Source organism: Vibrio sp. RC2502 (genome assembly GCF_054850435.1).
Genome location: NZ_CM141453.1, coordinates 897993 through 915368 on the forward strand (window position 1 = coordinate 897993; position 17376 = coordinate 915368).

Annotated in this window: 22 protein-coding genes; 9 read left to right on the top strand and 13 right to left on the bottom strand. The window is 45.6% G+C overall.

From position 1 onward, the window contains the following. Nucleotides 1-22 precede the first annotated feature (22 nt). Entirely contained in the window at nucleotides 23-649 is a 627-nt protein-coding gene (gene upp, locus ACYJZR_RS04225) for a uracil phosphoribosyltransferase (RefSeq protein WP_005457783.1), read from the top strand. A gap of 108 nt (nucleotides 650-757) precedes the next feature. Here upp and ACYJZR_RS04230 read toward each other — a convergent pair whose 3' ends face one another. Next, entirely contained in the window at nucleotides 758-2011 is a 1254-nt protein-coding gene (locus ACYJZR_RS04230; protein ID WP_005457676.1) for a uracil-xanthine permease family protein, read from the bottom strand. A 429-nt stretch (nucleotides 2012-2440) separates the two neighbouring features. Here ACYJZR_RS04230 and ACYJZR_RS04235 point away from each other — a divergent pair, with 429 nt between their 5' ends. Then, nucleotides 2441-3643 carry a DUF2066 domain-containing protein gene (locus tag ACYJZR_RS04235; protein ID WP_406966418.1) on the top strand — a complete coding sequence of 401 codons (1203 nt, stop codon included), beginning with the start codon at nucleotides 2441-2443 and terminating at the stop codon, nucleotides 3641-3643. A gap of 68 nt (nucleotides 3644-3711) precedes the next feature. On the opposite strand, the gene ACYJZR_RS04240 is transcribed toward ACYJZR_RS04235, so the two are convergent. From ACYJZR_RS04240 to bepA, 4 genes are read right to left on the bottom strand one after another with little or no spacing between them, the layout of a single operon-like run. After that, entirely contained in the window at nucleotides 3712-4155 is a 444-nt protein-coding gene (locus tag ACYJZR_RS04240) for a DUF2069 domain-containing protein (protein ID WP_005457718.1), read from the bottom strand. Between the two features lie 52 nt (nucleotides 4156-4207). Next, nucleotides 4208-4780, bottom strand: coding sequence for an NAD(P)H:quinone oxidoreductase (gene wrbA, locus ACYJZR_RS04245; RefSeq protein WP_005457725.1), 573 nt, complete (start codon nucleotides 4778-4780; stop codon nucleotides 4208-4210). Further along, a complete protein-coding gene (gene arsC, locus ACYJZR_RS04250; protein WP_031853939.1) occupies nucleotides 4781-5131 on the bottom strand; it encodes an arsenate reductase (glutaredoxin) in 351 nt (116 codons plus the stop codon). Nucleotides 5132-5147: 16 nt separating this feature from the next. After that, entirely contained in the window at nucleotides 5148-6599 is a 1452-nt protein-coding gene (gene bepA / locus ACYJZR_RS04255) for a beta-barrel assembly-enhancing protease (RefSeq protein ID WP_005457720.1), read from the bottom strand. A 260-nt stretch (nucleotides 6600-6859) separates the two neighbouring features. On the opposite strand from bepA, the gene ACYJZR_RS04260 reads away from it, so the two are divergent. Both ACYJZR_RS04260 and ACYJZR_RS04265 read left to right on the top strand, forming a co-directional pair. Continuing rightward, complete coding sequence (locus ACYJZR_RS04260) at nucleotides 6860-7096, top strand: sulfurtransferase TusA family protein (RefSeq protein WP_005494320.1); 237 nt, start codon at nucleotides 6860-6862, stop codon at nucleotides 7094-7096. A gap of 1 nt (nucleotide 7097) precedes the next feature. After that, nucleotides 7098-8168 carry an AI-2E family transporter gene (locus ACYJZR_RS04265; protein WP_005457764.1) on the top strand — a complete coding sequence of 357 codons (1071 nt, stop codon included), beginning with the start codon at nucleotides 7098-7100 and terminating at the stop codon, nucleotides 8166-8168. Between the two features lie 123 nt (nucleotides 8169-8291). Here ACYJZR_RS04265 and bcp read toward each other — a convergent pair whose 3' ends face one another. Further along, nucleotides 8292-8762 (bottom strand): thioredoxin-dependent thiol peroxidase, encoded by a 471-nt coding sequence (gene bcp, locus ACYJZR_RS04270; protein WP_005481097.1) that lies wholly within the window; start codon nucleotides 8760-8762, stop codon nucleotides 8292-8294. 16 nt (nucleotides 8763-8778) lie between these two features. Further along, nucleotides 8779-9321 carry a glycine cleavage system transcriptional repressor gene (locus ACYJZR_RS04275; RefSeq protein ID WP_005465166.1) on the bottom strand — a complete coding sequence of 181 codons (543 nt, stop codon included), beginning with the start codon at nucleotides 9319-9321 and terminating at the stop codon, nucleotides 8779-8781. A 610-nt stretch (nucleotides 9322-9931) separates the two neighbouring features. On the opposite strand from ACYJZR_RS04275, the gene dapA reads away from it, so the two are divergent. Then, nucleotides 9932-10810, top strand: coding sequence for a 4-hydroxy-tetrahydrodipicolinate synthase (dapA, locus tag ACYJZR_RS04280; protein ID WP_005457716.1), 879 nt, complete (start codon nucleotides 9932-9934; stop codon nucleotides 10808-10810). Nucleotides 10811-10862: 52 nt separating this feature from the next. Continuing rightward, nucleotides 10863-11882, top strand: a complete 1020-nt coding sequence (bamC, locus tag ACYJZR_RS04285; RefSeq protein ID WP_005494324.1) for an outer membrane protein assembly factor BamC — start codon at nucleotides 10863-10865, stop codon at nucleotides 11880-11882. 127 nt (nucleotides 11883-12009) lie between these two features. Here the strand turns inward: bamC and ACYJZR_RS04290 are convergent, their stop codons facing one another. From ACYJZR_RS04290 to ACYJZR_RS04305, 4 genes are read right to left on the bottom strand one after another with little or no spacing between them, the layout of a single operon-like run. Beyond that, entirely contained in the window at nucleotides 12010-12213 is a 204-nt protein-coding gene (locus ACYJZR_RS04290) for a DUF2897 family protein (protein WP_005494327.1), read from the bottom strand. Beyond that, the gene (locus ACYJZR_RS04295; protein ID WP_406966419.1) at nucleotides 12210-12911 is read right to left on the bottom strand and encodes a M15 family metallopeptidase; all 702 of its coding nucleotides are present in this window, start codon (nucleotides 12909-12911) and stop codon (nucleotides 12210-12212) included. Before ACYJZR_RS04295 ends, ACYJZR_RS04290 begins: the two co-directional genes overlap by 4 nt. A 32-nt stretch (nucleotides 12912-12943) precedes the next feature. Continuing rightward, nucleotides 12944-14080 carry a succinyl-diaminopimelate desuccinylase gene (gene dapE, locus ACYJZR_RS04300; RefSeq protein ID WP_406966420.1) on the bottom strand — a complete coding sequence of 379 codons (1137 nt, stop codon included), beginning with the start codon at nucleotides 14078-14080 and terminating at the stop codon, nucleotides 12944-12946. A 19-nt stretch (nucleotides 14081-14099) separates the two neighbouring features. After that, on the bottom strand, nucleotides 14100-14450 hold the full coding sequence (locus tag ACYJZR_RS04305) for an ArsC family reductase (RefSeq protein ID WP_005484501.1): 351 nt from the start codon (nucleotides 14448-14450) through the stop codon (nucleotides 14100-14102). A gap of 295 nt (nucleotides 14451-14745) precedes the next feature. Here ACYJZR_RS04305 and ACYJZR_RS04310 point away from each other — a divergent pair, with 295 nt between their 5' ends. Further along, a complete protein-coding gene (locus ACYJZR_RS04310) occupies nucleotides 14746-15033 on the top strand; it encodes a winged helix-turn-helix domain-containing protein (protein ID WP_005494336.1) in 288 nt (95 codons plus the stop codon). A gap of 34 nt (nucleotides 15034-15067) precedes the next feature. On the opposite strand, the gene ACYJZR_RS04315 is transcribed toward ACYJZR_RS04310, so the two are convergent. Both ACYJZR_RS04315 and ACYJZR_RS04320 read right to left on the bottom strand, forming a co-directional pair. Further along, a complete protein-coding gene (locus ACYJZR_RS04315; RefSeq protein ID WP_025592199.1) occupies nucleotides 15068-15400 on the bottom strand; it encodes a DUF4156 domain-containing protein in 333 nt (110 codons plus the stop codon). A 3-nt stretch (nucleotides 15401-15403) separates the two neighbouring features. Then, complete coding sequence (locus ACYJZR_RS04320) at nucleotides 15404-15760, bottom strand: DUF2956 domain-containing protein (protein WP_406966421.1); 357 nt, start codon at nucleotides 15758-15760, stop codon at nucleotides 15404-15406. Nucleotides 15761-15904: 144 nt separating this feature from the next. On the opposite strand from ACYJZR_RS04320, the gene ACYJZR_RS04325 reads away from it, so the two are divergent. Both ACYJZR_RS04325 and ACYJZR_RS04330 read left to right on the top strand, forming a co-directional pair. After that, nucleotides 15905-16390, top strand: a complete 486-nt coding sequence (locus ACYJZR_RS04325) for a DUF2919 domain-containing protein (RefSeq protein ID WP_005484554.1) — start codon at nucleotides 15905-15907, stop codon at nucleotides 16388-16390. A gap of 45 nt (nucleotides 16391-16435) precedes the next feature. Further along, nucleotides 16436-17338 (top strand): Dyp-type peroxidase, encoded by a 903-nt coding sequence (locus ACYJZR_RS04330; RefSeq protein WP_017447782.1) that lies wholly within the window; start codon nucleotides 16436-16438, stop codon nucleotides 17336-17338. The last annotated feature ends 38 nt before the right edge of the window (nucleotides 17339-17376 follow it).

The following is a 17376-nucleotide window of genomic DNA, read 5'->3' on the forward strand; positions in this document are numbered from 1 at the left end:
CCAACTATAGCCGGAGATGGACATGAAAGTTGTTGAAGTAAAGCACCCTCTTGTAAAACACAAAATTGGTCTAATGAGAGAAGGTGATATCAGCACAAAGCGTTTTCGTGAGTTAGCGACAGAAGTCGGTAGCCTACTTACTTACGAAGCGACAGCAGACTTTGAAACAGAGAAAGTAACCATTGAAGGTTGGAACGGTCCGGTAGAAGTTGACCAAATCAAAGGTAAAAAAGTAACAGTAGTGCCAATCCTACGTGCAGGTCTAGGTATGATGGATGGCGTTCTTGAGCACATGCCAAGCGCTCGTATCAGTGTTGTTGGTATTTACCGTGATGAAGAAACACTTGAGCCAGTACCTTACTTCAACAAGCTAGCGTCTAACATTGATGAGCGTATTGCTCTAGTTGTTGACCCAATGCTAGCAACTGGCGGTTCTATGATCGCAACTATCGACCTACTAAAAGAGAAAGGCTGTCAGTCAATTAAAGTTCTTGTTCTAGTTGCTGCTCCAGAAGGTATTGAAGCACTAGAAAAAGCGCACCCAGACGTTGAGCTTTACACTGCGGCAATCGATGAGAAGCTAAACGACAAAGGCTACATCGTTCCTGGTCTTGGTGATGCAGGTGATAAGATTTTCGGTACTAAGTAATTAGTTACTCCGAATAAAACAAAGGCTTGGTTTTCACCAAGCCTTTTTTGTTGCTGTTTATTTATTTAGAAAGGTTAAAGTGCGCCACTTAAAAGTCGCGCAGTCGAATTACTTCGCGCTTTCTTCTTCCATTTGAGCGTTATCAACCACGTGGTTTTCACCAAGGTCGTGTGGCAGCACTAGGTTAAGAAGGATTGCCACGATACCACATAGGCTTACACCTTGTAGGCTGAACTCGCCGATACCGAAAGCCATACCACCGATACCAAATACCAGTGTTACTGCAACGATCACCAGGTTACGAGACTTGTGTAGATCAACGTTGTTTTTAATCAGCGTATTCAAACCGACGGTTGCGATAGAACCGAACAGAAGAATCATGATGCCGCCCATTACTGGCACAGGAATGGTTTGCAGAATCGCACCTAGCTTACCTACCAGCGCAAGAACAATAGCGGTAATGGCAGCCCAAGTCATGATCACTGGGTTGAAAGCTTTGGTCAGCATTACCGCGCCTGTTACTTCACTGTAAGTAGTGTTTGGCGGCGCACCAACCATTGATGCTGCAATTGTCGCGATTCCGTCACCCGCGATAGTGCGGTGTAGGCCTGGTTTCTTCAGGTAGTTTTTACCCGTTACATTTGAGATAGCCAACATGTCACCCACGTGCTCTACCGCAGGAGCGATTGCAACTGGGATCATGAATAGAATCGCGTTGATGTTGAACTCAGGCATGGTGAAGTTGGGCATTGCAAGCCAAGCTGCTTGAGCCACAGGTGTAAAGTCAACCACACCGTAGAATAGGGATACTGAATAGCCCGCCAAAATACCACCCACGATAGGAACCAGTTTTAGGAACCCTTTTGCGAACACGCTAAGTGCAATCGTCGTTAGCAGCGAAACCGCAGAGATAATGACCGCAGCATCGCCATTTACTAACTGAACCGCACCGTCGCCCGTTTTACCTACCGCCATGTTAACTGCCGTTGGCGCAAGGCCAAGGCCTATAACCATGATCACTGGGCCAACTACAACCGGTGGCAAAATCTTATGGATAAACCCTACACCACGCACTTTGATCATCGCGCCAAGTGCAACGTAAACCAAACCTGCCGCCATCAAGCCACCCATAGTTGCACCAATACCCCAAGTTTGGATACCGAACATAATAGGAGCAATAAACGCAAAAGAAGAGGCAAGGAAGATTGGGACAGAACGTTTAGTGATTAATTGGAAGAGGAGAGTACCGACACCGGCACCAAAGAGGGCTACGTTTGGATCGAGACCAGTCAGAAGCGGCACGAGCACGAGAGCACCAAAAGCGACAAAGAGCATTTGAGCGCCTTGTAACGCATTTTTCATAATAATTCCCTATTTCAAAGATACGCAGACAAATCCGACGGATTCTATCATCCTGCAATCGTTTGCAACGTTGATTAGATCAAACTTTCGAATGAATTTATCACCCAAACGAATGTTTTGAGAGTTGGTTGCTTGCAAAATGGACGATTTTACGAGTCCAAATTAAGCCATTCAAAGAATATCGATGTGCTGTGATCTAATAAGCGCTCTTTAAAATGAAGCTTCAAGAGCAATGAATATCAGGTTTTATGTCTTTCAATATGCATCGATATGAGTTCATGTTGATGGGGTAACGTTAATTAATCACCTAGTGATGCAAAAAACGGCATTAACTTGGTCAAACTACAAACAATTCACTCAGTACGCGCCTTGCTCAAGATTTGATAGTTGCTTATTATGCGGGTTCTTGTTTAGAGGATTATGAAAACTATGCGCTATTTAGCTCTCTTACTGATCGGTTGGTTGTCCCTGCCGGTGTATGCATTAACTCAGGTAGATATCTATCGTGCCGAAGTGGTTATCGACAGTGAGCAGAACGACGGTGAGTCTGCGGCTCGTGAACAAGGTATGAAAGATGTGATTGTTCGAGCGACTGGTTCTCAATCTTCTCTAAGCAACCCTGTTATCCAAAAGGCGCTGAGTTCTAGCTCTCGCTATATTTCTCAGCTTGGGAAAAGCCAAGTTGAAGGCAAAGCAAGTCTTAAAATGTTGTTTAACAGTGGGCAAATTCAATCGCTTTTGACTCAAGCTCAGTTGCCTTCATGGTCACCGAATCGTGCCAATATTTTGGTTTGGCTGGTGGAAGAGCAAGATTACGACCGCGCAATTGCATGGGAACATTCTGATTCTGCCAACGTTGCTGCGTTGAAAAAAGCAACGGAAGCTCGTGGCCTTCCAATTACGATTCCTGTTGGGGATTTTGACGACGTCACGGGCGTGAACACGTCTGATCTTTGGGGCGGTTTCATTGAACCGATTAGCCAAGCCAGCCAGCGTTACCCAGCGGACGCGGTATTAATTATTCGTGCGCAAGGCGAGCAAATTCGTTGGACTTTGTATGACCAAGCGCCTGCAAAGATTATTGATGCGCAAACTTCTCCACGCAGCGGGTCGGCAACCGGTGCAGACGCTATTTCCGCAATGGTGGATGGTATTGCTGATTACTACGCAAGTAAAAACGCCGTTGTTGTCTCAGGCAAGTCTTCTAAAGCTGTGACCGTGAAAGTGTTAAATGTAACGTCTGCTGCTGATTTCTTCCGTTTAGAAAATGCACTTACCAAATTGAATTCAGTGGCGGGCACAGAAATCAAGCGTGTACAAGGCAGTGAGTTAACGCTGACTATTCATTTGCTTGCTTCACAACAAGCATTTGAGCAAGAGGCTTCGTCTATCTCACAATTGATGGAATTTGAAGATCCACTCGGTGACGTTGAAGAAGTGACGCCATCGGAAGATCAATCGGTAGAAACTCTACCTTCAGAGGCTCAAGCTGTAGAAGGGCAACCAAAAACGGTGGTTCAAGCCGTTGAGGAAACTGTGCCAGCAGCGCAAGTACAACAGCCTGTTGTGATTCCTCAAGTGCAAGATCAATACGATCTGATTTATGAGTGGAATTCTACTTCGCAAAGTTAATCCGCGTTTGGGCATAGAATAAAGAAAGAGTCGCAATTGCGACTCTTTTTGTTTTTGAATCAGAGAAGTTACTTATTGAACTTCGCTTTTTCTTCTTTTTCTACTTGTGACAAGCGTTTGAGTTTAAGGCCTAGCTCTTTTCCTCGAGCACGAGCAAACAAAATATTGCCAGCAAAACCAAGAGAGGTAAGCACCAGCTCAACCGCTGCCAACCACCGTTCACCACCGTCCACGTACAAGATAGTGAGGGCGTGCAAGAAATACAGCATCAAGACAAAGTTCGCCCACGCATGCGTGTAAGGTTTGCCCGCTAAGATGCCAGGTAACGGTAGCAATAACGGAATACACCATGCAATCGCGAGTGTTGTGCTACTCAGATGAGGATGAGGAGATAAAGCGAGTTGCCAGATCGCGACCCATGCTAATAAAGCTAAGTTGCCGAACAAAGCGAGGTAGCGATACGTTTTTGCTTGAGCACCAAGAGGTGGTTGTTCTTCGAAAGAGTCAGACATCGATTCTCTATCCTTGAATTGATACCAATTCTACTGATTATTAATATTGGTATTAGTGACAAGCTTTGAGCTTTAACGCTGCTGTTGCTAGTCGTTTACCTAATTGTTGTGCCAGACGAGTCTCCTCTGCTGTGAGACTTGGTTCGTGTCCTACACTGCTGGCACCGTAGGGCGTGCCACCAGATTGGGTCGAATGCAGCTCTGGTTCAGCGTAAGGAATACCAAGTACCATCATCCCGTGATGCAGTAGTGGCGTCATCATGCTTTGAAGTGTGGTCTCCTGACCACCATGCATCGAAGATGATGAGGTAAATACACAAGCTGGCTTATCGATTAAGTCACCGCTAACCCACAAAGGGGTGGTTTGATCCCAAAAGTGCTTTAAAGGTGCTGCCATATTGCCAAACCAAACGGGACTACCGAACGCTAGACCGTCGCACTTTTTCAGTTCCTCTAGAGTAACAATTGGATCGGAAGGGGTATGTGAGTGAGGTGACAATTCTTCAACTGTACGCAAAATTGCTTGGCATTGAGGAGTCGATTCGACTCCTCTTGCTATCTGTCTTGCCAGTTGTTTTGTTGAGCCATGACGGCTGAAGTACAAAATAAGGATCTGGCAATCCATTTATAGAATATCCAACACTTGCTCTGGTGGGCGACCAATTTTAGCTTTGCCGTTTGCTACAACAACGGGACGTTCGAACAATTTTGGGTTTCGCGCCATCGCTTCGAACAGTTGTTCATCACTTACTGATGCTTCGCCTAAGCCAAGTTCTTTGTAAACGTCTTCTTTTGTACGCATCATTTCACGTACTGATGAGAAACCGAGTTGAGCGTATAGCGCTTTTAGTTCATCCACATTTAGTGGCGTGTCTAGGTATTTTACGACTTCCGGTGTAACACCATTTTGCTCAAGTAACTCAAGAGTTTGACGGCTCTTTGAGCAACGTGGGTTGTGATAAATCACGACTGACATGGTTTTCTCCATTTCGTTATTGTAATGCCATGAATCGATCTCGTTGGATCATGAGTTGGTCGATACGAGCATCGTATCGCGCTTGTTCTAAGCTACCCAATTCGGCCATTTTACTTGCTTCACTGTAATATTGAATCGCTTTATTCCAGTTTGCTCTTAGTGCCAGAATTTCCGCGCGAGCTGCAAGCTCTTCATCACTACGTCCAAGGGCATGATAGCCTTTCGATAATAGCTGCCAGCCATTGCTATCTTCTGGGTTATCGTGTGTATAACGCTGAAGCGTACGCACCGCTTGATCATTTTGGTTTGCTTCAAGCAACGCGTTGGCGTAGTTAATGGTTAATACTTTGTTTTGAGGATTACGCTTTAGCGCGCTATTTAGCAACTCAACGGCTTTTTGTGGCTGTTTTTTCTCGATGTATAGATCGGTCATTGCATCTAAATAGAATGGGTTTCCCGGATCTTGCGCTAACAGTTTTTTCAAAATCGGTTCTGCTTGTGATAAGCGTTTGTTGTCCAGATGAACCAGCGCTCGGCCGTAATCAAATGACGGCATGATGTCCGCTGAAGCTTTCTTTTGAGTACGCTCAAACCAACCTAGTGCGGCTTGTCCGTCGATACCGGCATATCGCGCCACAATGCGCGCGCGCGCCAAATGGTAATCGATAGAAGGTGCAATGCGCATTGGGGGATAGGCTTGTGCACGTTGACGGCTATCTGCTACACGGTCTTCTGGTAAAGGGTGAGTCAGTAGCATTGGTGGCGGTTTGCTCGCGTAGCGGTATTCATCGGCTAAACGGCCAAAGAAACGCGGCATTGCTTGCACATCAAATCCTGCTTTCGCCAAGGTTGCGATGCCGAAGCGGTCGGCTTCTTTCTCGTTTGAGCGAGTGTAGTTGATTTGGCTTTGCATGTTGCCTGCTGTTGCGGCGGTAATCGCTGCCATGCCTGCTTCTGGTGAAGCAATCGAAAGTAATAATGCACCAGCAAGCGCGGCTAAAGTCGCTGGAGAGCGTCTTGCCTGGTCTTCCATACTGCGCGCTAGGTGGCGCTGTGTTACGTGTGCAATTTCGTGCGCGACAACGGATGCGAGTTCACTTTCGCTACGAGCATGAAGAAATAGCCCTGAGTGCAATGCAACGTAACCGCCAAAAAAGGCAAAGGCGTTGATATTACGATCACGAATCATGAAGAAGTGGAACGGCGTTTTTACATCGTTCGCGTTGGCCACGAGGCGGTGTCCGAGGGAATCGATATATTCGTTGATGACCGGATCGTTGACGATAGGCTTACTGGCTCTGAGCATGCGCATGTACGCGTCGCCATAAATCAACTCTTGGTCTATAGAAAGCGTGCCGCCAGCTGCCGTACCAATATCAGGCAAGTCGATGCTATTGGCGTAAGTTGTTGGTGAACTGATTGCAGCGGCAAGGCACAAACAAACGAGCGAGCGAGTGCGTTTTAACATACGGTTTAAAGATTCTCCAAAATACCTAAGTACGTGGTTGGAGGTCGAGTACCTCACAACATCACCACTATACTTTATGGTCATCCTCTAGGATGAATAGGCTAGCACTAAGACCAAAAATAAATGAATTGGTTTCGTAAATTGTTTTATATCCGAGTCATTTCAGCATGCGGTCAAATCATGTCAGAAGTGCTAGCACCAGCTCAAAAAGCCGTTACAATACAACCCTATCATAAGTGCAGAGCAATACAATGGAATCCATGTTACTTGATTTGCGCGAGCAACGCTGCCCAATGGCGCTGTTACTTGCCAAGCGTCACGCTGCTGAGGTCTTTCAGGATGAAGAATTGCAGTATCATCACCTTGTCATTCAAGTGGTGGATAACAGCTCTAAACGAGACATTGTGAATTACCTTCGTACCCAAGGGTACGTGGTTGATTGCCAATCTACACCAGAGCACTACACATTGACTGTTTTCAATAAGGAATCCGCATAAGATGTTCGAAATGGTAAGTCGTTGGTATCAACGCCGCTTCTCAGATCCCCACGCAGTAAGCCTTGTCGCCATTTTGCTGTTTGGTTTTATCACCATTTACTTCTTTGGGCATTTGATTGCGCCATTGCTGGTGGCGATCGTATTAGCATATCTCCTAGAATGGCCAGTGGTTAAATTGTCGCGTATGGGTGTGCCTCGCACCTTATCAGTGATTATTGTTCTGCTGATTTTTATCAGCATCATGTTGATCGCCTTATTTGGCTTGGTTCCGACGATCTGGACTCAGGTTGGTAACTTAATCAACGATATTCCGAACATGTATAACGGGCTGCAAAAGTTCATCATGACGTTGCCTGAGCGCCATCCGGAACTGGCGAACCTACAAATTGTAGAAACCGTCGTGACCAACGCGAAAAACCAAGCACTAGGTTTGGGTGAAAGCGTGGTAAAAGGCTCACTTGCATCGTTAGTTAGTATTGCCACATTGGCGGTGTACTTGATTTTGGTGCCGCTGCTGATTTTCTTCCTACTTAAAGACAAAGAAGAAATGCTTAGAATGGCGAGCGGCATTTTGCCGAAAAACCGTAAGCTGGCGAACAAAGTTTGGCACGAGATGAACGAGCAAATCTCGAACTACATTCGCGGGAAAGTGCTGGAAATCTTGATTGTTGGTGGCGTGAGCTACGTAACATTCGCGATTCTAGACCTACGTTACTCCGCATTATTGGCCGTTGCTGTAGGTTTGTCGGTATTGATTCCATATATTGGTGCAGCTGCGGTAACCGTACCGGTTGCGATTGTTGGTTTGTTCCAATGGGGCATGACGCCACAATTCTACTGGTTGTTGCTGGCTTACGGCATCATCCAAGCGCTAGATGGTAATGTGCTTGTGCCAGTTCTATTTTCAGAAGCGGTTAACCTTCACCCGGTTGCGATTATTGTTGCGGTACTGGTGTTTGGCGGTTTATGGGGATTCTGGGGAGTCTTCTTTGCGATCCCATTAGCGACGTTAGTGAAAGCCGTTTGGAATGCGCTACCAAGCACCGAAGAGAGCGAACCCGTCCAAGAGTAACGCGTTCGACATTGAGCAAAGCTCAGTGATTATTCGATTGAATAAAAAGCCCAGCAATCAATGCTGGGCTTTTTCGATTCTTAGAACGTTAACTCTTAACGTATGACTCTAAACGAGCTCGCATTAGGCGTTTTCGTTTAGGTAGTTCAGAACCACTTCGTGGTGATCTTTCGTTTTGAACTTGTTGAATACGTGCTCAATCACGCCTTCTTCATTAATTAAGAAGCTGATGCGGTGAAGGCCATCGTAAACTTTACCCATAAATTTCTTTTCGCCCCACACACCGAATTGTTCAGCAACAGCGTGGTCTTCGTCAGACAGTAGCGTGAAGTTTAGCTCATCACGTTCAATGAACTTTCCTAGGCGCTTAACTGGGTCGATACTGACACCCAGAACAACCACGTTGTGCGCATCTAGTTCTGCTTTTACATCACGCAGGCCCTTTGCTTGCGTGGTACAGCCTGGAGTCATGGCTTTTGGGTAGAAATAGAAAAGGACTTTCTTGCCTTTAAAGTCATCAAGAGTAACAGTATTGCCGTCTTGGTCGAGCAAAGAGAAGGCTGGCGCTGGCGAGCCTGCTGTCAGCGTATTCATTATAATTTCCTTTACTTTATAGTGTGTTTTTAATGAAATTCAGAGAACCTTGTACGTTGAGCGACTTACAAAGTTCATCGAAATCTTCTTGTAATTGCATCAGGTTGCAATCGGCACTGACTGATGCGGTGATCGCAATATGAAATTGGTCAGCATCAAGTTGCAGTTTGGATTTGCTAATGGTTTGTGCGCTGAGCGAGTCTAAGCCAATTTGTTGGTCTGCGAAGAACTGAGTAAATTTCTCTGTCAGTCCTGGGCGATCTTCAGATTCGATAAAGACTTCCATCGTGTAACTGTTGTCGAGCAGCTCATGCGCAGACGTTCGCTTCATGATGGTGATTAGGTCATGTTCTTGCCCTAATAGTGGCAGCTGTGTTTCAACACGAGTGATGTGACTGGCATTTCCAGTCAGTAGCATGATCAGAGTAAATTCATTGCCAAAGATAGCGATGCGGCTATCAACGATGTTACAACCAGCTTGAGTCACGAGCTTAACCACTTGGTTACAAATGCCCGGACGATCCGTTCCAACTGCTGTAAGTACCAGATGTTGCTTCATAAATAAGCTTCTTGTCCTTTCTTCAATAGAGAGATGTTAGCACAGATATCGAAGAGAAATATCGAGTGAGTTCTTTTTTTAGTTCGCAGGATAATTGAGATTAAAAAAGGTGAAGTGCTAAGCAGTGAGTATGGGGTAGACTGGGACACAGAAGGCCATCGAGCAGGGAAAATGCCGAAAATAAGTACAATATGAGCAGTGAAAACTTTGCGAGCCTCTATCAGTGGTTTATTTGGCGCTAAACTAGCCTTTTTATTCACTAAAACCTGACTTGATAAATGTCGCTAAAGCGTATATTTCTGAGCGTAACAATAGGCCGCAAAAATTCTTTGGTGAAGTTACCCGTGGCCTGTCGCCTAGATAATTAAAGGGCACATATCCAAGTCATTCTCGCTAAAACAAGCCTTTCAGGCTGCTAAGGCACAGAACCAGATAACCAAGACGATTATCAAAATTGCTGGGAATAAGACCAAATTGCGCAATTAAGTTGCTAGACCTCTAACAACTGATAATTATTCATTCATTTGTACTTTGTAAGCGAGTTTACGCTCTTGTGTTTTTCAATCGCATTACAGTACCATGCAGAAAGAGTTAAATGAGGGAGATAAACATGTTTTCAGGAAGTATCGTAGCGCTGATTACACCATTCAAAGCAGATGGTGAAGTAGATTTCGACGGTCTACAAAAGCTAGTGGAGTACCACATCGAAGCGGGTACAGACGGTATTGTGGCAGTAGGCACGACAGGTGAGTCAGCGACACTGACCATTGAAGAGCATGTAAAGGTCGTTAATAAAACTGTTGAGTTTGCCAACGGTCGCATCCCCGTGATTGCCGGCACGGGTGCAAATGCAACCCACGAAGCCGTGACATTTAGCAAATTACTCGCGGATTCTGGTATCGCAGGTTTCTTGAGTGTGACGCCTTATTACAACAAACCAACACAAGAAGGTTTGTTCCAGCATTACAAAGCGATCGCAGAAGCGAGTGACGTACCTCTAATTTTGTACAATGTACCGGGTCGTACTGCCGTAGATCTGCAACCTGAGACAGTGGCACGCTTGTCAAAGCTTGATAATATCGTTGCTCTAAAAGATGCGACGGGCGATTTGAGCCGAATTGCACTTCACCGTGAACTTTGTGGCGAAGATTTTATCTTACTAAGTGGTGATGATGCGACGGGCTTGGAATTCGTGAAACTAGGCGGCAATGGTGTTATCTCGGTAACGAACAATATTGCAGCGAAAGACATGGCAGACATGTTCCATTTGGCAAGTGAAGGTAAATTCGAAGAGGCAGAAATCATTAACCAACGTTTGATGACTCTGCATAAAAACCTATTCGTTGAATCAAGCCCGATCCCAGTAAAATGGGCAGCGCATAAGCTGGGTTTGATTGAAGAAGGTGGCTTGCGTCTTCCTTTAACCGCACTTTCTGAAAAATCGCAGCCGATCGTGGAACAGGCGTTGACAGACGCAGGTATTTACTAGGATTGAAGTTCATACTGGGGGCGATTAAGCCCTCAGTGTTTTAGGAGTATAGATGAAGCTTTCAAGCCAGTTAGTGTTAAGTTCATTAGCTGTATTCGTATTGACTGCCTGTTCAGGTGGTGCCAACCAACGTCGTCAAGCAAAAGACGATTTCGAGTATTTGAACACACCAGCTCTAGAAGCATGGAACGTTCCGCAAGGAGCTCAACCTCAGTTCTACCCAAACTATGACATCCCTCAGGGCAATTATGCGGGTGGCTTAGGGAAGTCGGTTGATATCCGTCCACCTCAGCAAGTACTTGAGTTGATTCCTGGTGCGCGCCTAGATCGCAGTAGTAACGGTGAAGTGACACTTTGGCTATTGCGCAAAGATGAGCTAGATAAAGTTTGGCAAACTGTGCAAGGCATGGTTGAAGCAAGAAAAATTCCAGTGGAAAGCCAAACCGATTCTCGAATCGAGACAGGTTGGGTAACGTGGAACTCTCCTGACGAAGAGCTAGAAATTGGTAGCCGATACGAGATCTCTCGTGCAGAAGCAAATGGCCGACACGGTTTCAAAGTGAGCTTAATTGACTGGCGTGAAGGCGATCAAGTTAAGGAAGTGACTGCGACTAACCGCGAGCGTTACAACGTGTTCATGACTAACTTAGTAACGGCTCGTTACGATCAAGAAGTTCGTGAAGAAGCGCAGCGTAAAGCTCAAGAGTTGGTGAAACAGATTCCTGTCACGATGGGCAAAGACCGCAGTGGTCTGCCTGTTATCATCGCTCGTGCGCAATACAATGTATTGTGGCAGCGTTTACCGAACATTTTACCTAAGATGGGCTTCACGATTGAAGAGCGCAGCCAGTCACAAGGTACGGTAACAGCGAAGTATGCATCTCCAGATGATGAGTTCTGGAATGAAATTGGCGTGAAACCAGTCGACCTAAAAGCAGGTAAATACACCTTCTTGCTAGGGGACTTGGGCAACCGCACTTCTATCAACATTACCGATTCATCAGGCAAACCTGTTGAAGAAGAGTTCTTGAAATCACTGGTGCCAGTCCTTGGTGCGGTGGTGAAAGAGTAAGTTAGATAGTTGAATTAAAAAGGGACCATTCGGTCCCTTTTTTGATCGTTTTTCGTTGCTCGGAGCACAGTCCAAATCACAGCATTCTGATGCTTAACTCAATTAGCAAGAGCGACTAAAAAGCCGCTTATTTTTGTTCGTGCTTGTTACTTTCATCGTCGCCGTAACGTTCTTTATCTAGCTCATTTAGACGATCCAAATCGTTCTTGCGACCTTTATCCATCTGGTTGAACTTCATTTTGGCGGTGTACTTCAGAGCGGCAATGTTCCCGATGATCACACTCAAGACCACAATGATGATCACCCAAGGGTTGGTAAGAAATTCGATCATAACGCCTCCGGTGGTGGGGTGATATTGCGAATATAGGTAGATAAGATGCTATCTAAATTATTCAGTATCGATTCTAGCCCTGCAATGCTGTGTTGTTGATTTTGTCGAACCAGCTCATCTTTTAGCATTTCGGCGTTCAGTTGAGCAGCACATTGTTGACCGATGGCTTTGTGGCTAATGTGCCAAGGTTCAATGGCGACGCCACCTAAATCTTGCAGATAAGGGAAGAAAAAGCCGAACTCATCAATGTGATCTTTTAGCCAACAATAAAACGCCAGCTGATGACCTTCTAAATATTCCCAAGGTTCCAATTGCAACTTGGTGTCTGGTGGAAGTAAATTGCGAGCATACACATCGAAATCACATCCCCAATGATGGCGACTTCCTCCTGGCAAAGCCGACCAGCGAAGAATGGCCTTTAGTTTTTCTTCGTCACTTAACGCAGCCTTATTTAAAGGCAGCGAGTTAGAATCTAAAATCGGCAACTCACCTTCGAACTTCCCATTCCAAATTGCTCGCTGGCGAGAAAAGTCTCGAAAGCCACTGGCAATTTCCATTTTAAATCCCGCTTTTGTTGCTGCTTCGATCATATTGATCAGATCGTTCGCGACATCGGGATGCATTAAAAAAGCCTTCTGACCAACCATGGTTGATTGAAGGTGAGAATCGGTCGTTCCGGTGAGTTGCGCAGGAGTCATGGTATGCTCATCAATGGGTTAACTACGTGCGATTACTTCGCGAGTAGGTGTTTTAAGGTGTTTTCGTACATGTCAGTCAACTTCTCAAGATCGTCCACTTTTACGCACTCATTCACTTTGTGAATCGTGGCATTGACAGGTCCAAGCTCAACAACTTGACCGCCCATGCGAGCAATGAAACGCCCGTCTGACGTACCACCCGTTGTGAGCAGCGCTGGTTTGGTGTTGTTCACTTCCGCTACTGCAGCGACCACAGCATCAAGTAGGGCACCTGTGTCCGTTAAGAACGGGTCGCCGTTGAATGTCCAATGTAGATCGTAGTTGAGATCATGCTTATTCAGTGTTTCTGTTACGCGCTGGACGATAATGTCATTGTTCAGTTCGGTGCTAAAACGTAGGTTGAATTGAACGTTGAATTCGCCAGGAATCACGTTGGAAGCCCCTGTACCCGCAGAAACATTGGGAATCTGGAAGCTTGTTGGTGGGAAGTAATCATTGCCTTTATCCCACTCTGTTGTTGCCAGTTCGTGGATGGCAAGTAGCGATGCGTGAACAGGGTTATTGGCTAGGTGAGGGTAGGCCACATGGCCTTGTGTGCCTTTTACGGTTAGGTCTCCGGTAATCGAACCACGGCGACCATTTTTCACAACATCACCCACAATTTCTGTACTAGAAGGCTCACCAACGATGCACATGTCGATGTTCTCACCACGTTCCATCAGCGCTTCTACGACGCGAACGGTACCGTTAATGAAAGGGCCTTCTTCATCAGAAGTGATCAAAAAGCCAATCGAGCCTTTGTGATCTGGGTGCTCGGCAATGAAGCGTTCAACGGCCACTACCATCGCCGCCAAAGAGCCTTTCATATCGGCCGCACCGCGACCATGAAGGTAACCATCAATGATGGTTGGCTCGAACGGTGGTGTATCCCATTGCTCTAGCTTGCCTGCGGGTACGACATCTGTGTGACCTGCGAAAGCAAACAATGGCGCTTCGTTACCGCGACGCGCCCAAAAGTTGGTGGTGTCTTCAAACACCATAACTTCAATTTCAAAACCGAGCGCTTTTAAACGCTCGATCATTAGGTCCTGACAACCTGCATCTTCAGGTGTTACGGACTGGCGGCTGATCAGGTCTTTTGCAAGTGCCAGTACTGGACTGTCTGTCATCCTTGAGTCTTCCTTACATTTATGAATTAAAAATCGTAGCGTATTGGTCTGCTTTGAAACCGATATGTAGTTGGCCGTCTACGTTCAGAATTGGGCGCTTAATCATCGCTGGGTTGTCAACCAACAGCGCAATAGCATTTTCTTCGTTAAGCGTGTCTTTTTGTTCTTGAGTCAGTTGGCGGAACGTGGTGCCACGTTTGTTGAGAACTTGTTCCCAGCCTAGCGCCTGACAAAATTCAGTCACCATTTGAGCATCAATACCTTGTTTGCGGTAGTCGTGAAAATCAAACGCAATGTTTTCAGCTTCCAACCATTTCTTTGCTTTTTTGATGGTGTCGCAGTTTGGAATGCCGAACATGGTAATTGTCATAATGTTTCCCTTTTTTATTCTGTTTTTACTCTCTAGAGCGCAACGCGCTTTGGGGAGGTATTTCTTGGCTGATTCAGCATCCTATCAAGAAGCAATCAAACTGACAAAACGCTGTGGAGAATAATTTTCATATAGAAGTGGATAACTGGTCTCACATGCCAAAACAGAACTTAATTTGGCATAAAGCGGATAAAAAAACGCCTAAATCAAGTGGAAAAGTCGAGTTATTGATCAAACGCAACATCTTACTTGGCAAAAACGAAATAATGATTCAGCACAATTTTAGGAGGTGTCAATGGAATTGAGTCCTGTTTTTGCAAGGCGGCTATATTTGGCCTTGTTGGTGGAAAACCTAGAAAGGCCGAATGTGCCAAAGTTGATCGAAAAAACGGGGTGGCCTCGTCGTACAATTCAAGATGTACTAAAGGCATTACCGGGGATCGGCATTGAACTCATATTCGTTCAAGATGGCCGACGTCATAATGACGGCTATTACCAACTTTCGGATTGGGGACCTTTTGATAGCCAATGGGTTTTAGATCGGGAGAGAGATATCGCTAGCAGTCTTGGATTTCGTGCATAAGCCAGCAATCGCTGGCTTTTTTCATATCTAGGCGTCACTCATTGCAGAGGTAAGCAGAACCCAGCACGCTAAATGAGGTGATGAAATCTTGCGGAGAAACCATGAACACAGTGTCCGCGCCAATGGCCGCAGCATTGTTTTTTAAATCATTCATCGCCCCTTGCATCATCGCGTCATTGGTCATGAAAATGTAGTTATACCAATGGCCCTCGCTTCCAGTGACTTCACCTTTGTATTCGCATCGCTCAGGGTTGAACTGACCGTCAATGCGAATATGAACATCTTGGCTTTGAGCATGAGTCATGTGAGAAGGCATCGTACAACCAGAGAGAAGTACGACAAAAAATCCAAGTAATACCTGTTTCATCCGTTATTTACTCAACATAATGTAAGCCGCAAAGCCAATCCAACTTAACGCAAGTAGCGCCCAAGGCAGCTTACTTGGGGAGTGGTTTGGCGTATCATCCGTGATGTTATCTGACTCGATAACATCTTCTTCATGCTGGCGCAGTTTTTCACGCTGTTGCTTTTTCTTTGCTTTGTCTGCTTGACGATTTCGCTCTTTTTGCTGTTTTTTGTATTGAGCGATGCCTTTTTCGATACCTTGAGCAATCAGTTTGGTTTGTTCTTTCGTTTGACCCGGTTTCTGTGTCGCTTTTGCGATCTTCATGGCTTCGGTTTGAGTTTCTAGAGAAGGAACTGGGGTTGCAGGGGGTCTTTTTTTCATGTTTCTCATCGACGTCACTGTAAATCTGCGTTTAGTTTACCTGCGTAAGATGATGAAATGAACTTTAGTTCTCATCTTTGCTTGCTTGCAACTCTGAATCGATCGGTTAAAGTGGCGTTTTTATGAAACTAAGAAGACGATATTGTGCGCTACTCATTTGACCAATATGACGCTCATGGATTTTTGAAAGCGCCTATTCTTGTTTGGCTAGGATGGATGTTTCTGGCTCGCTCTTGGGTGGTTTTTGCAATGGCGGGTGTCAGCCGAGAAAGCGGCAGCAAGCTTTTGTCCATTGTCTATCCTGATTCCAGCACGTTGTATTTAGGTTTGTCGATTGGTATTCCAAGCCTGTTATTGATGTGGCTGATGGGATTGCGTCACCCAGATCGTGGTTGGGTAAATCAAATAACGCGATATGGCCGTGAGATGACTTTGATCTTGTGCGGTATTCAACTCGCTCAGACCATGTATCATGTGTACCTAGAACATGGTGTATTCAATTGGGCAAATGCTCTAACCATCACCTTATTAACTTGGTTTATGATCTATCTTCTCAACGGAAGATGGGTAAAAGACTGTTTTAACGTGCCACAACTTGAGCACGATGCGAAACAGCCTTCAAAAAATTAAAAACAATAATTTCCCGCAATGGGGCAAAGTATAGAGGATACCTCAATGTCACAAGCTCAAACGGCGATCGTGCCAGAAGCAGGGCCATTTGCACTGTACACTCAACTAAAAGTGAACCAAAACCGTGAAAACGTATTGGCGAAACTGAAAGCGCTTCCTGAGCTGGTTAAAGACTTAAACAACAGTCAACCGGGCGCTAATCTGACGATTTCCATCGCATTCACCAAATCATTCTGGCAGCACCTAAATATTAACGCACCAGAAGAGCTGATTGATTTCCCGCAACTTGGTGAAGGCGACATTATTGCGCCAACAACAGATGTTGATGTGCTTATTCACTGCCATTCTACTCGCCACGATTTGCACTTTTACGTATTGCGCAAATTCCTAACCGATATTGCAGAAGATGTGACGGTCGTGGATGAAACTTACGGCTACCGCTACCTAGATGCACGTGACATGACGGACTTTATCGACGGCACAGAAAACCCGAAAGGGGACGCTCGCGCTGACGTAGCATTGGTAAAAGATGGCCCATATGCTGGTGGCAGCTATGTTATGGTTCAACGTTTTGAGCACAACTTGCCAGCTTGGAATCGCCTAAATATCAAAGCTCAAGAGAAAGTTATTGGTCGCACCAAACCAGATTCAGTCGAGCTAGAAGATGTACCGGCAGCATCTCACGTTGGTCGAGTTGATATTAAAGAAGAAGGCAAAGGTTTGAAGATTGTTCGTCATAGCTTGCCATACGGCACTGTGACTGGTGCGCACGGTCTGTTGTTCATCTCTTACTGCAATACACTTCACAATATCAAAGTGATGCTAGAGAGCATGTACGGTGTAACCGACGGTAAAACAGACCAACTGCTTCGCTTCACTAAAGCAGTAACAGGTGCGTACTTCTTCGCTCCTTCACAAGAAATGCTAGCGGAATTGGCGATTAAGTAATTCTTCGCTAACCCTCTAATGATTAAAAAGGCAGAGTG